General features: G+C 69.0%; 11 protein-coding genes. 9 read left to right on the plus strand and 2 right to left on the minus strand.

Annotation, left to right across the window (positions count from 1 at the left end):
- Window positions 1-119 precede the first annotated feature (119 nt).
- The 5 genes from ACFWX1_RS15705 (at window position 120) to ACFWX1_RS15725 (ending at window position 6,360) form a co-directional block, all read left to right on the plus strand.
- Entirely contained in the window at window positions 120-314 is a 195-nt protein-coding gene (locus ACFWX1_RS15705) for a hypothetical protein (RefSeq protein ID WP_378387765.1), read from the plus strand.
- Between the two features lie 127 nt (window positions 315-441).
- Window positions 442-1,338 carry a DUF4231 domain-containing protein gene (locus ACFWX1_RS15710; RefSeq protein ID WP_378387767.1) on the plus strand — a complete coding sequence of 299 codons (897 nt, stop codon included), beginning with the start codon at window positions 442-444 and terminating at the stop codon, window positions 1,336-1,338.
- Window positions 1,335-4,409 (plus strand): toll/interleukin-1 receptor domain-containing protein, encoded by a 3,075-nt coding sequence (locus ACFWX1_RS15715; RefSeq protein ID WP_378387768.1) that lies wholly within the window; start codon window positions 1,335-1,337, stop codon window positions 4,407-4,409. The genes ACFWX1_RS15710 and ACFWX1_RS15715 overlap by 4 nt, the downstream gene beginning before the upstream one ends.
- 94 nt (window positions 4,410-4,503) lie before the next feature.
- Window positions 4,504-5,307, plus strand: coding sequence for a thioesterase family protein (locus ACFWX1_RS15720; RefSeq protein ID WP_378387770.1), 804 nt, complete (start codon window positions 4,504-4,506; stop codon window positions 5,305-5,307).
- Between the two features lie 255 nt (window positions 5,308-5,562).
- Entirely contained in the window at window positions 5,563-6,360 is a 798-nt protein-coding gene (locus tag ACFWX1_RS15725; RefSeq protein ID WP_378387772.1) for a pentapeptide repeat-containing protein, read from the plus strand.
- A 451-nt stretch (window positions 6,361-6,811) separates the two neighbouring features.
- Here ACFWX1_RS15725 and ACFWX1_RS15730 read toward each other — a convergent pair whose 3' ends face one another.
- Window positions 6,812-7,681 carry a helix-turn-helix domain-containing protein gene (locus ACFWX1_RS15730; RefSeq protein ID WP_378387773.1) on the minus strand — a complete coding sequence of 290 codons (870 nt, stop codon included), beginning with the start codon at window positions 7,679-7,681 and terminating at the stop codon, window positions 6,812-6,814.
- Between the two features lie 153 nt (window positions 7,682-7,834).
- Between ACFWX1_RS15730 and ACFWX1_RS15735 the strand changes: the two genes are divergently transcribed.
- Window positions 7,835-8,749, plus strand: a complete 915-nt coding sequence (locus ACFWX1_RS15735; RefSeq protein WP_378387775.1) for an alpha/beta hydrolase family protein — start codon at window positions 7,835-7,837, stop codon at window positions 8,747-8,749.
- A 118-nt stretch (window positions 8,750-8,867) separates the two neighbouring features.
- Window positions 8,868-9,812 carry an NmrA/HSCARG family protein gene (locus tag ACFWX1_RS15740; RefSeq protein ID WP_378387776.1) on the plus strand — a complete coding sequence of 315 codons (945 nt, stop codon included), beginning with the start codon at window positions 8,868-8,870 and terminating at the stop codon, window positions 9,810-9,812.
- A gap of 63 nt (window positions 9,813-9,875) precedes the next feature.
- Here the strand turns inward: ACFWX1_RS15740 and ACFWX1_RS15745 are convergent, their stop codons facing one another.
- On the minus strand, window positions 9,876-10,628 hold the full coding sequence (locus tag ACFWX1_RS15745; protein WP_378387778.1) for a TetR/AcrR family transcriptional regulator: 753 nt from the start codon (window positions 10,626-10,628) through the stop codon (window positions 9,876-9,878).
- 75 nt (window positions 10,629-10,703) lie between these two features.
- Between ACFWX1_RS15745 and ACFWX1_RS15750 the strand changes: the two genes are divergently transcribed.
- Together ACFWX1_RS15750 and ACFWX1_RS15755 are read left to right on the plus strand one after the other, a co-directional pair.
- Complete coding sequence (locus tag ACFWX1_RS15750; protein WP_378387780.1) at window positions 10,704-12,182, plus strand: FAD-dependent monooxygenase; 1,479 nt, start codon at window positions 10,704-10,706, stop codon at window positions 12,180-12,182.
- Between the two features lie 211 nt (window positions 12,183-12,393).
- A complete protein-coding gene (locus tag ACFWX1_RS15755; protein WP_378387904.1) occupies window positions 12,394-13,560 on the plus strand; it encodes a sensor histidine kinase in 1,167 nt (388 codons plus the stop codon).
- Window positions 13,561-13,563 lie beyond the last annotated feature (3 nt).

Consider the following 13,563-nt stretch of genomic DNA (forward strand, 5'->3'; position numbering starts at 1 on the left):
TCCGGGTGGTGCGTCACCGTGGCGTCACCACCCGCGCGCGTCGCCCATCCGTTATCCGCGTGACGCGGCGGTGACATCACGACGGGCACACTCCGCCGATGCCGTCCGGAGGAGGCCCGGTGGACGAACCAGCCGAGAAGGAACGGGCGGCCGTCCTGGTGATCCGGCTGTGGACCGAGCCCGGCAGCGGGTTCCGCGCCCGGCTCGTCGGAGTCGGCGAACTCCCTTACGGCGCGCCGAAGAGCGTGGTCGCGAGTACCGCGGACGAACTCGTCGAGCTGGTGCGCGGCTGGATCAGGGACGTCACCGGGTAAGGCCCCGTACCGTGGCCCCGCGTTGCTCTGTTCGGGGGTAGCTCCCCGCACTGCCGGTCGTCCTCACCCCCCTCGGTGATCGATTCGCTACCGTTCAGTCAGCGTGGTGAGGGAGTGATGATCCGTCATGACTGAAACAAGGCCCGCGGTCGGCCTGGGCCCCATGGATTACCCCGGCCTTTTCGATGCCGCCGATCGTGCCTCGCTGCGCGGACAACGGTCCTTCCTCCGTTCGCTTCAGCTCAGGATGACCGCCACCACCGTGGCCGCGGCTTCCGCGGCGTTCACGGTGACCGTCGGCCGATCCTTCGATGCCGCGGCAGTCGTGACCGCGTTGGCGTTCGTTACCGCGATCGTCGTCGAACTGTCGGTGCGGCAAAGTCGCCCGAACGTCACGTGGTACGAAGGGCGCGCTCTCTCCGAGTCGGTCAAGACGTTGGCATGGCGTTACGCGGTCGGAGGCACGCCGTGCGCGCTGTCGTTGTCCGAGGCCGAGGCGGACCGCGTCCTGCTGGACCGGGTCCAAGCGCTCCAAGCCGATCTGCCGTCCGTACCGCTTCTGCCGACCACCCGAGGCGTGATCAGCGACCGAATGCGCGAAATCCGCGCTGCCTCGCGCGCCGAACGAACGAGCGCGTACCTGACAGGGAGAATCCAGGACCAGCAACGGTGGTACGCCACCAAGGCCGACTATCACCGACGTCGTGCCCGGATACTGCGCGGTGTGGTGCTGCTGCTGGAAGTCACCGGAGTGAGCGCGGCATTGGCGAAGGCATTCGCGCTGGTGAGTTTCGACCTCGCCGGGATCGTGGCTGCCTCCGTCGCGGGGCTGTCCGCATGGTCCCAAGCCCGTCAGCACACCACGGCCGCCACCGCGTACACCGTCGCTTCTCACGAACTCAGCGTGATCCGCGAATTGCTGAGCCGGGAAATGAGCGAGGCGGAATGGGCCGCCACGGTGGCCGACGCCGAGGACGCCATCAGCCGCGAACACACCCTCTGGCGCGCTTCCCATGGTGAATGACCGGCCACTCCGACGAACGGGAGCCCCAGCACACCATGACCCCGATCGACGACCACACTGACTCGGTCTCACCGGGAAGACCGCAGTACGACGCTTTCCTGTCCTACAGTCACGCGGCCGACGGGCGGCTCGCTCCTGCCGTCCTGCGGGGCTTCCATCAACTCGCGAGGCGTTGGAACCAAGTGCGGGCGCTGCGGGTGTTCCGGGACGAGGAAAGCCTTGCCGCCAACCCCGACCTGTGGGCGACCATCGACCGTGCCCTGCGATCGTCACGCTACTTCGTCCTCATGGCGTCCCCCGACTCCGCGAAGTCGATCTGGGTGGGGCGCGAGGTCGAATACTGGCGGAACGAACGCGAACGCGAAACATTCCTGATCGCGCTCACCGCGGGCAGCATCGTGTGGGACCACACGGCGAACGACTTCGACTGGGCGCGGACGACAGCCCTGCCAGAAGGCCTGCGCGGCTGGTTCGCGGCGGAGCCGCTTTGGGTGGACCTGTCCCACGCCCAGGACCCGGCTCAGTTGTCAGTGCGGCACAGTGACTTCCGGTCCAAGATGGCCACCTTGGCCGCGCCGGTCCACGGCAAGGAGAAAGAGGAACTCGAGAGTGACGACATCCGTGCGTTCCGGGTGGCAACCCGGATACGCCGGGCGCTCACCACCGGGCTGATGGTGTTCCTGGTCGCGGCGACGGTGCTCGGCGTCGTGACACTGGTCCAGAGGTCGGCCGCCATCGACGAACGCAACCAGGCGATCTCCCGCGCGCTCGCGGCTCGAAGCGAGTCGCTGGGCGATACCGACCCGGAACTGTCACGGCTGCTCAGCGTGACCGCCTGGCGGATCAGCCCGACACCGGAGGCGAGGGCGGGCATGCTCATCGCCGCCGCGCGTCCGGGCATCGCACGGATCAGCAGCGGGCACGGCGCTGTCAATTCGGTGGCCTTCAGCCCGGACGGGAAGACACTGGCCACCGGGAGCGACGACGTCAGGCTGTGGGACGTCACCACGCACCGGCAAATCGCCGCTCCCCTAGCCGGTCATACCCAGGCCGTGCGGTCCGTGCAGTTCAGTCGCGACGGCAGCATGCTGGCCACCTCGGGGTACGACGCCGTGGTGCGGCTCTGGAACGCGGGTACGCACCAGCAAATCAGCGCCCCCGCCGCCCCTGCCGACTCATCGCCACTCCTGCACGTCGCTCCCGCGACGGCGTTCAACCCCGACGGGAAAACCCTGGCCATCGGCGACGTCGGCGGTATGGTGCGGTTGTGGGACCTCGGCGGCCAAGCCCAAACAGGGGAAATCGCGGTGGATCACCCGTCCACACCGTTCACGACGAGCCCCTCCGTCACGTTCAGCCCGGACGGGAGAACGCTGGCCACTGCCGGAACGGATGGAACGGTCCGCTTCTGGGACAGCGCGGCACACCAGCAGATCGGTGCGCCGCTCGCCGGTCACGTCGGCGACACCGCAAGCTTCATCAGCCCGCTGGTGATGTTCAATCCGGACGGAAGGACCTTCGCCACTGCCTGGACCGACGGGAAGGTCCAGCTGTGGGACACGGCCACCCGGAAACCGGTCGGCGGGGCGCTGACCGCCCACACCCGGCCCGATCGCGTGACGCTGCCTCCGTCCCTCGGGTTCAGCCCTGACGGGAAGACCATGGCGACCGGCGGTGACGACGGCACCATCCGGCTGTGGGATGTCGGCAGGCAGGCCCAGATCGGGAGCCCACTGGCCGGCCACACCCGCGCGGTCACGTCGGTCGCGTTCAGCCCGGACGGACGGACCTTCGCCAGTGGCGCGCAGGATGGCACGATCCGGCTCTGGGATCTCGGCGCTCACCTCCAGGTCAGCAACCCGATGCTCGGTTCGCCCGGCGCCGTCTATGCGTTGGCGTTCAGCCCGGATGGCAGCACCATCGCCACCGGGGGCGACGATGGCGGAGCTGTCGGCGACCACACCAGCCGATACGCGTGTGGTCACGACGGCTGGGGCATCTGCTCCGGCGGTGGCGGCGCGGTCAGCGTCACCGGCGCTGGAAGCACGATCTTGCTGTACGACAATCCGGGACAGAAGCGTCCGGCTCCGACCGGGCCACCGCGCACGATCATGCTGTGGGACGTCCGCACCCGCAGGCCGATCACCGACCTGCGCACCCACAGCCGCCGACCGGTCCTCGCGGTGGCGTTCAGCCCCGACGGCCGTGTGCTCGCCACCGGCGGGCCGAATGGTAGCAGCGGCGACGGCGCAGGATCGAATCTGTGGGACCCGGTGAACCGGGTACAACTCGGCGCACCCGTGCCCGAGCCCATGAGCGCCGTCAGGTCCGCGGTCTTCAGCCAGGACGGCAGGACGCTGGTCGCGGCGGGTGCACCCGCACCCGCCGATGCGAAAACCGATCAAGCACGCCCCGAAGCGAAACCCAGCGTCTCGTTCTGGGACGTCGAGACCCGAAAACAGGTCGGCACCCTCGACGTTGGTGACACCGTTTACTCCGTGGCGGCCAGTCCGGACGGACAGATGCTGGCCACCGCAAGCGGCAACGGAGCGGTGCGGTTGTGGCGCACGGACACCCGTCAGGCGATCGGCGAACCGCTGAGCGGTCACACCGGCCCGGTCGGCTCGGTGGCGTTCAGCCCGGACGGCAGGACCCTCGCATCCACCGGCGACGACGGCACGATCCGGCTCTGGGACGTCGAAAAACACCAGCCGCTCGGCGAACCCCTGACCGGGCACACCGGTGCCGTCTACTCACTCGCGTTCAGTCCGGACGGCAGCTTCCTGGCCACCGGCAGCGGCGACAACTCGGTACGTGTCTGGCACATCGCGGCACACCGGCAGATCAGCCCGCCCTACCTCGGCCACTACCAGCCGGTCAGATCGGTCCGATTCAGTCCGGACGGGACCACACTGGCCAGCGCGGGAGAAGACGGCGCGCTACGGCTGTGGGACACGAGTTTCACACACAATGTCGACTCGACGTTGTGTACCGCGGTGAAACGCCCGCTCACCCCGGACGAGTGGAGCCGGCACGTGCCTGAGCTGCCTTACCGGCAACCGTGCTCGTAACAGTGAGCCTGGATCGGGGACGTCACCGGGTAGGCGGTTTCGCCGCTGTGAAACGCTGGACCCGCACCTGTCACAAGCGAGGAAAGATCCACCGTTGACCCACACCCCCGACCCCCGACCCAGCTACTTCGAACGGCTGGACACCCACCGCTTCGCGCCCACCGTCCACGCGGGCGGGGCCTGGCGGGACGACGAGCAGCACTTCAGCCCGCTGGGCGGCCTCATCGTCCACGAGATCGAGCGCGCCCGCGCCCGTGAACAGCGGCCCGATCTGCTGATCAGCCGTATCTCCTTCGACATCCTCGGCCGTATCGCGCTCGACGAGTTCGAAATCCACGTGTCCACGCCGCGGCCGGGCCGCACCATCGAGCTGACCGAGGCCACCGTGGTCATCGGGGGACGTCCCGCGGTCAGCGCGCGCGTATGGCTCCTGGCCGCGCAGGACACCGGCATCGTCGCCGGCGGCGAACCCGCGCCGCTGCCGCCGCCCGGGTCGCTCGCCCCGTGGGCGATGAGCGACCTGTGGCCCGGCGGGTACATCGCGTCCCTGGACGTCCGCACGACCGGCGCACCCCAGCCGGGACGGACCACCGCCTGGGTCTCCACCCCGATCGACCTCGTCGCGGGCGAGCAGGCGAGCCCGACGGCCTCGTACGTCGCCCTCGTCGACACGGCCAACGGCATCGCGGTGCGGCAGGAGCCGACCAAGTGGCTGTTCCCCAACGTCGACCTGTCGATCCACCTGCACCGCCTGCCCGAGGGCCGGTGGACCGGGCTCGACACCAGTGTCGTCTTCGGCGGCCACGGCCAGGGCGTCACCAGCACGGTGCTCCACGACGAGCGGGGACCGGTCGGCCGCGCGGAGCAGATCCTCACCGTCCGGCCGCTGGAGCACTGAACCTCCCCGGGAAGCCAGGCTGTATGCGGTTTCCCGGCCGTGGACGTTGCCCGCGGTTGCGGTCGTCGACGCGCCATACGAGCGGACGTTACAGTTCGGGCCGGATCAGCGACTGGAGAGAGAATGAGCTCCCTGCGCCGCACGCCCCGCTTCCGGACATCCCGCCTTGGCTTGCATACGCCTCGGCGGGGTAGACGCCGTCTTGTTCGCAGGGCATCTCCACCGCGGAGGGGACGAAGGGTCGACTGGACGGCAATGGCCTCACTGATCACCGCCCTTACCGCGGTGGGAGCCCTGGTGTTCACGAACCTGTCGTTACGGGCCACGCAGGCCCAGATCGCAGTGGCGGAACAGGGACAGATCACCGACCGCTACACCAAAGCCGTCGCTCAGCTCGACCAGACCGGCCCCGGACATTTGCAGGCCCGTCTCGGCGCGATCTATGCCCTGGAACGGTTGGCCCACGACTCCCCGCGCGACCAGCCCACCATCATCGAGATCCTGTCCGCGTTCATCCGCAGCACCCGCACTCGCGTCCCCACTGCTCCCGTCTCGCGTGGTGCCTGCCCGGAGCAGGAACTCTCGACAGACACCCGAGCAGCGCTGGTCGTCCTGGGGCGCCGCGACACCAGCCACGACAACAACACCACCATTGATCTCAGCAGTACCTGCTTCGATGGTGCGGATATGGGGAAGCTCCGACTGAAGGCCGTGAACCTCACCCGCTCCCATTTCGGCAACGCGGACCTCGGCGGCACGGATCTCTCTGGTGCCAGCATCGACTTGGCGGGCTTCGGCGGCGTGAATCTGGGCGGCGCGAAACTCGGCAGCGCGACGCTCATCGGCACGGACCTCAGCGGTGCGAATCTCGGCGGTGCGGACCTCACCGGCGCGAAACTCGTCAACGCGGACCTCAGCGGCGCGTATCTCTACGGCGCGGACCTCAGCGGCGCGACTCTCTTCGGCGCGGACCTGAGCGGCGCCAAGCACGATGCCAAGACCCTTGTCGCGGCGGTCTTGACCTATGGCAGCACGAAAGGTGCCTGGTGGTGAACCGGCCCTAGCGTCATGAGTCAGCACAGCGCCATGACACGCCGCTCGATCGCGGCCGGCAGCAGCTCGGCACGCGCGCGGACCCGCCCGGGTCATTCCGAAGTGCTCCCAAACGGGCGGGATCGACGCGGACGGGTGTAAAGGACGTTTGTATGGGTGACAACAAATCCAGCCGCACGAGAACGTGGTATTCCAGAGGGGATCTGGTTTTCGCTACCTCGCGAAGGAGATGAGAGGAATGCTTCTTGCACCGACCTTGCTGCCTTTGGTGGGCGCCGTGGGCGTAATGCATGCACTCATCGGATTTTTCTTGCCGCACTAGTCCTTAGTGCGGCGCAGGTACCTGAATGACAGAGCCCGCGCCACCGCGCTGAGCTATCCCCCCATCGAGGGACGTCGGTCGCACGCGGGGCGTTTCGCCGAACGTCTGGTCGCCGGCCGCTGCTCGTCCCTACCCGTGGGAGTGCTCGGCCGGCTCGGGATCGTGGTCGGCGGCCCAGCTGGCCAGGATGCGCAGGGCGTCTTCGGAGTCGCTGCCCGGCTCGGTGCCGTAGGCGAAGAGGACGAGGCCGTCGGCGGGCAGCTCGAGGGACTCGTAGGTGAGGTGGAGAGTGCCGACGACGGGGTGGTGGATGGGTTTGGCGCCCTGGTGGTGCTGGCGGATGTCGTGGCCGGCCCAGCGGGTGCGGAATTCGTCGCTGCGGGTGGACAGCTCACCGATGAGGTCGGTGAGGTCCTTGTTGTAGGGGTCGCGGCCGGCCTGGGCGTGCAGGAGGGCGACGACGTCGTCGGCGGCACGTTCCCAGTCGCCCCAGAATTGGTGGGAGCGGGGGTCGAGGAATATGAACCGGCCGTGGTTGGGGGTGGCGCCCCGGGCGGCTTCGATCATGGGGGCGTACAGGGCGCGACCGAGGGTGTTGGCGGCCAGAACGTCACCACAGCCGTTCACGACGAACGCCGGGCCGGCCATGGAGTCCAGCAGGCGTCGCACGTTCGACCGCACTGACGCGGTGGCCGGGCGGCGTCGGCGGCGGGGTCCTGGACCAGCGGTGCGGGCGAGATCCTCCAGGTGGGTGCGATCGTCCTGGCTCAGCCGCAGCGCGCGGGTGAGGGCGTCGAGGACCTGACCGGAGACTCCGGAGAGGTTGCCGCGTTCCAGTCGTGAGTAGTACTCGACGCTGATCCCGGCGAGCTGGGCCACCTCGGAGCGGCGCAGTCCCGGCACCCGGCGGTTGCCGTAGGCGGGCAGCCCGGCCTGCTGTGGGCTGGTCTTGGCGCGGCGGGAGGTCAGGAACGCCCGGATCTCGGCTGCGTGGTCCACAGTGTCCAGTTTAACGGCGTTCGCTCTACAGAGGGATGCCCTATCAGTACACCTTTCCCCAGTGGCTTCCCCCCAGCCCGAAAGTTACGTTCCTATGGCGAGAGGAAGTACCGGACGATCTCACAATCAAGCGGAAAAGAAGGAGAAACTGGCATGGCGGATGCGCAGCAAATGATCAAGGGCCTGGTCGGCGGGATGTTCACCCACCCGGTCCGGGTACCGATCCTGCACACGCCGGATGAGTACGGGATGGCGTATGAGGAGGTCACCTTCCCGTCCCTGGACGGCACGCCGCTGGAGGCGTGGTGGATCCCCGCTCCGGGCTCGGACAAGCTGATCGTCGCCAATCACCCGTTGCCGATGAGCCGCTACGGGTTCCCCTCGCATCTGGAGCCGTGGAAGTCGATGGTTCCCGGCGGCAACGACTTCGAGGTCAACTTCTTGCCGGAGTACAAGGCCCTGCACGATGCCGGCTACAACGTGCTGACCTACGACGCGCGCAACCACGGCCAGAGCGGCGACGCCAACGGCGGGATCTTCACCTGGGGCCAGTTCGAATCCCGTGACGTCGCCGGTTCCCTTCAGTTCGTCAAGTCCCGCCCCGACCTGGCCGCCATGAAGGTGGGCCTGCTCAGCCGCTGCATGGGCGGCAACGCCACCTACGTCGCGATGACCCGGTACCCGGAGCTCTTCGCGGACGTCCGCTGCATGGTCAACCCGCAGCCTGTTTCGCTGCGCGTCATGGCCGGGCAGGCCCTCGGAGCCATGGGGCTCGCGGACCGGATCGACGCCATGGACCGGGAATTCAAGCTGATCACCAGCTTCACGATCGATCAGGTGTCGCCGATCGAGTACGCCAAGAACTGCCAGGTGCCCACCTTCATCACCCAGGTGCGCGACGACGTGCTGACCAGGCCCGAAGACGTGCAGGCGATCTTCGACGCCATCCCCGTCGATGACAAGAAGCTGTTCTGGATCGAGGGCAGCACCCGGCGCTGGGACGGCTACACCTACTTCCCCGAACACCCGGAGCAGCTGCTCGAATGGTTCGACAAGCACATGGGCTGAACCCGAGGAGCGGTTCCGTCTCGTCGAGCAAGAAGCGCCGCCGGCCGAGGAAATCGAGTATCGGCCGCAATTCATTGAATTGAAGCATCGGCTTGATGCTTCACAGGAGGCAGCAGCCATGAACGGCAAGAAGATCATCGCGGTCACCGGCGCCACGGGAGGTCAGGGTGGCGGTGCCGCCAGGGCGATCCTCGCCGACCCTGATGCGGGCTTCGCGGTGCGCGCCCTCACCAGGAACCCCGATTCACCCGCGGCGAGGGAACTCGCGGCGCTCGGGGCCGAGGTCGTCCGGGCCGACTTCGACGACGAGCCGAGCGTGCACAAGGCATTCGAGGGCGCCTACGGTGCCTTCCTGGTCACCAATTTCTGGGCCCACGGCTCGGCGGCGAAGGAAACCGAGGAAGTCAACGTCCTGGTGCGGGCCGCCAAGGCGGCGGGCCTTCGGCACGTGGTCTGGTCGACGCTTGAGGACACCCGCGAGCTGCTTCCCCTGGAGGACGACCGGATGCCCGTCCTCCAGGGCGAGTACAACGTGCCGCACTTCGATGCCAAGGGTGCGGCGAACGAGCTGTTCCGGCAGGCCGGCATCCCCACGACATTCCTGAACACCACCTTCTTCTTCCAGGGCTTCTTGGGGAACTTCGCTCCCCGGCGCGGCGAGGACGGCGTGCTGACTCTTACCCTTCCCCTCGAGGACGGCAAGCTGCTCGCCGGAGTCGACGTCGAGGACATCGGCCGCACCGCATTCGCCGTCTTCAAGGGCGGCGAGCGGTTCATCGGCGAGACCATCGGCCTGGCCGGCGACCACCTGACCGGGGCGCAGTACGCGGAGAAGTTCGGGTCCGCGCTCGGCGAGCCGGTGCGCTTCCAGGCGGTGCCCTACGACGTCTTCCGCTCCCTCGGCGTCCCGGCCGCCGACGAGGTCGGCAACATGTTCCAGTACTACGGCGACTTCGACCGGGAATTCACCGACGCCCGCGACCTGACCAAGGCACGGCAGCTCAACCCGGCGCTCAAAAGCTTCGACGACTGGCTGGCCGGCAACATCGCGCACGTGAACTGAACCCATGCCACAGTCCACTGAACACCGGCTTCACGGTGAACTCGGGGGCCACCACCGAGGACGCTAGTCCCTGGCGGCGCGGATGCGGGCGCCGATTCCGTCCAGCAGACGTTCCAGGCCGTGCCGGAAGCCGCGTTCCTGGCGATCCCTGGCATGCGGCTCCCGCGCGTCCAGCCAAGCCCGCGCCACCAACGGGAACCGGCCGCCGTCGATGATCGTCCGGCCGTACCGCGCGTGCGCGGCCATCCACTGGTCCCAGTCCCGGCCGGACCGCCGGGTGGCGGCGCGATCGGCCAGTTCCCGGGTCACGTAGCCCAGCACGTACGCCTCGAGCGCCTCGATGAGCACGACCATCTCGTCGATGCTCAGCCCGAGGCCGTCCACCGCGCGTAGCGCGCGCTCCGTGGCGTAGAGCCCGTTCGGGCCGACCGACGGCCGGCCCGCGAGCGCGGTCATCCACGGATGCCGGATCATCAGGCCCCGCATCCGGTGCGCGATCGCGGTGAGATCGGCCGGCCAGTATCCGCGCGGGGGCGGCAGTTCTTCCTCGCCGAGCACGGCGTCGTACATCAGGTCGAGGATGTCGTCCTTCGACGAGACGTAGCGGTACAGCGACGTCGTGCCGCTTCCGAGTTCCGCGGCGATCCGCCGCATCGACACCGCGTCGAGACCGTCGGCGTCGGCGACCCGCACACCGGTTCCGGCGATGTCGGCGAGGCTGTGCGCGGGCCGCGGGCCCCTGGCCGCTCTGCCCGAGCGCAGCCAGATCACCTCGTCGCCGCCGGTACCCGCCACCGCGCCTCCCCGATCGATCACTGAGAACAGTGTGCGCAGTATGCTACCGTTCGGAACTGCGCACACTGTGCCCGGGTTTTCGTGAAGGGGGAGCTCATGGACAACGACGTGATCGTGGTGGGTGCGGGCCCGGTCGGGCTGCTGCTGGCCGCCGAGCTGAGACTCGCCGGTGCTCAGCCCGTCGTGCTGGAAGCCCGGCACGGCCCGAACGACGAGAAGCGCGCACGCGGCATCGGGCCACTCGCCACCGAGGCGCTGCGACGTCGCGGGCTCGGCGAGGAGATCGCCCGGCACGACGCGCAGGGCCGCGCCGACTTCGCCCGTGACCACGGCAGCGACAACGGCCACTTCGCGGCGATCCACAAGATCGACCCGGCCCTGCAGGACGAGCCCGGCCGGGAGCGGACGCTGATCTGGCAGCCCGAGCTCGAGAAGATCCTGGTCTCGTACGCGACCGGCCTCGGCGTGCCGATCCGGTACGGCCATCGGGTCACCGGTCTCGGCCAGGACGAGGCCGGGGTGACGGTGACCGTCACGTCCGCGCGGGGCGAGTTGCGGCTCCGCTCCCCCTACCTGGCCGGCTGCGACGGCGGGCGGAGCACGGTCCGCGAACTCGTCCCGTTCGGCTTCCCCGGCACGCCACCGACGATGACCGTCCGGCGGGCCGCGGCACGGATCGAGGACACCTCCGCGCTCCCGCCGCCCGGCCGGAACGACCGCGGCACGCTGTTCTACGGCGGCGGCATGGTCGCCACCTTCGACTTCGACGACACCGAGCGTCATCGCGGTCCGATCACCGCCGAGGAGCTCGAGGCCAGCGTCCGGCGGATATCCGGCGTCGACGTGGCCATCACCGAGGTGGGCGCGGGACTCCGGTTCACCGACCAGGCCAGGCAGGCCAGCTCCTACCGCCTCGGCCGGGTCCTGCTGGCGGGCGACGCGGCGCACGTCCATTCGCCCAGCGGCGGGCAGGGGCTGAACCTCGGCCTGCTGGACGCGGTCAACCTCGGCTGGAAACTCGCCGCGACGGTGGCGGGCACGGCCCCCGCCGGGCTGCTCGACACCTACCACCACGAACGTCATCCGGTCGGCGCCGAGGTCCTGCACAACACGCGCGCCCAGTCGGCGTTGCTGCGCCCGGGGCCGCACAGCGACGCGCTGCGCGACATTGTCGCGGATTTGATGGACATTCCCGAGGTGAACCGCTACTTCGGCCGCATGCTGTCCGGACTGGGGCTGCGCCACGACTTCCCCTACCCGGCGACGCACCCGCTGACCGGAAGGCCTTGTCCCGACCTCGAGCTGACCCTGACGGGTGGCGGCACCACCCGGCTGTACGACCTGACGCACCAGGGCGGGCCGCTCATGCTCCATCCGGCCCCGGCCGCACAGTGGACGGGTTTTGAATCCGTTGCCGTGACGTCGACCGGGAGAAGCGATCTCGCCGCGGCGCTGATCCGGCCGGACGGAATCGTCGCCTGGGCCGCGGCCCCCGGCCACCTGGACGACGTCACCCGGGAAACCGCGCTGCGGACGTGGATCGGCGCCGGGCGGCAGCGCACCAGCGACGGCTGAGCCGAACGGAGCAGCCGGTTACGGAATCCGGACAGCGACACCCGGTTTACGGGTGAAACTTACCGTCTTAATACGCCTTCTCGTTAGCATCCGCACATTTGTTCGTAGTTGCGCGTCCCGTTCGGGGCTCGAGCACCTCTCATCATCAAGTCCACAAGACGAGTGAGGTCGCCCGATGAGCACAGAGGGACTCTCGATTCCAGGCATCTCGATGGGCAGCCCCGGCGCGGGGGCCGCCGATCGCGTCCGGCGCCGGGCCCTGACCGGGCTGTTCGCGTCGATGCGACGCCCGGTGATGATGACGCTCGGCTTCGACGCGGCGCTGGTGCTGCTGGCCGTGCTCGACGTGTGGCTGGTGGTCCCCGGCAAGGCCCAGCCCTACTCCACCTACCTGTCGGCGGCCGCGTGCCTCGCGGTCGTGTTCCGCCGCAAGTTCCCCTTCCTCGCCACGCTCGCCACCGTGCCCGGGTTCCTCGCCGGCTGGTCGCAGCTCGCCGCGATGATCAACCTCGGCATGCTCGCGACGCGCAGGCAGTCGCACTGGCAGACGTGGGTGGGCGCGGCGCTGGTGTTCACCTGCCGGTTCGTGCAGTGGCCGCTGGAGGACTTCGCCAAGCTCAGCTGGCGTGAGCACATCCTCGACGGGATCTACGGCGTCCTCGTCGCCGGCATGCCGATCGCGATCGGCATGCTCATCGGGGCGCGGGCCGAGATCTCGAACAAGCTCGCGGAGCTGGCCACGAGCCGCGACCGCGAGCGCCGGTTCCACGCCGACGCCGTCCGTGCCGAGGAACGCGCCCGGCTGGCGCGCGAGATGCACGACGTCGTCTCGCACCAGATCACCCTGATCGCGATGCAGGCCGGGGCGCTGCAGGCGCAGACCACCGACACCCGCTCGCTGGAGACCGCGCAGGTCATCCGCAAGCTGAGCACCCGCACCCTGGAGGAGCTGCGCTCGCTGGTCAGCGTGCTGCGCTCCGGATCGGACGACGACGGGCCGCAGCCGGGCATCAACGAGCTGGACCGGCTGATCCGCGCCACCGACGTCCCGGTGCACCTCACCGTGGAGCAGCTGCCGGAGTTCCTGCCGAACCAGGTGTCCGCCGCGGCCTACCGCACCGTGCAGGAATGCCTCACGAACGTCTACAAGCACGCGCCCGGCGCGACCGCGACCATCCGCATCCACGGCGAGCACGGCGCGCTCAAGGTGGAGGTCAAAAACGAGCGCGCCCAGCAGCCCGGTGCGGCCCTGCCCTCGGGAGGGCACGGGCTCACCGGACTGGCTGAGCGCGCTCGGCTGCTGGGTGGCAGCTTCGAGACGTCCGACACCGAGGACGGCGGGTTCCGGGTGCGTGCCCGGTACCCGCTCGACCGGTGACGA

It is taken from the genome of Amycolatopsis sp. NPDC059021 (assembly GCF_042739895.1).
In the GTDB taxonomy this organism is placed as follows: domain Bacteria; phylum Actinomycetota; class Actinomycetes; order Mycobacteriales; family Pseudonocardiaceae; genus Amycolatopsis.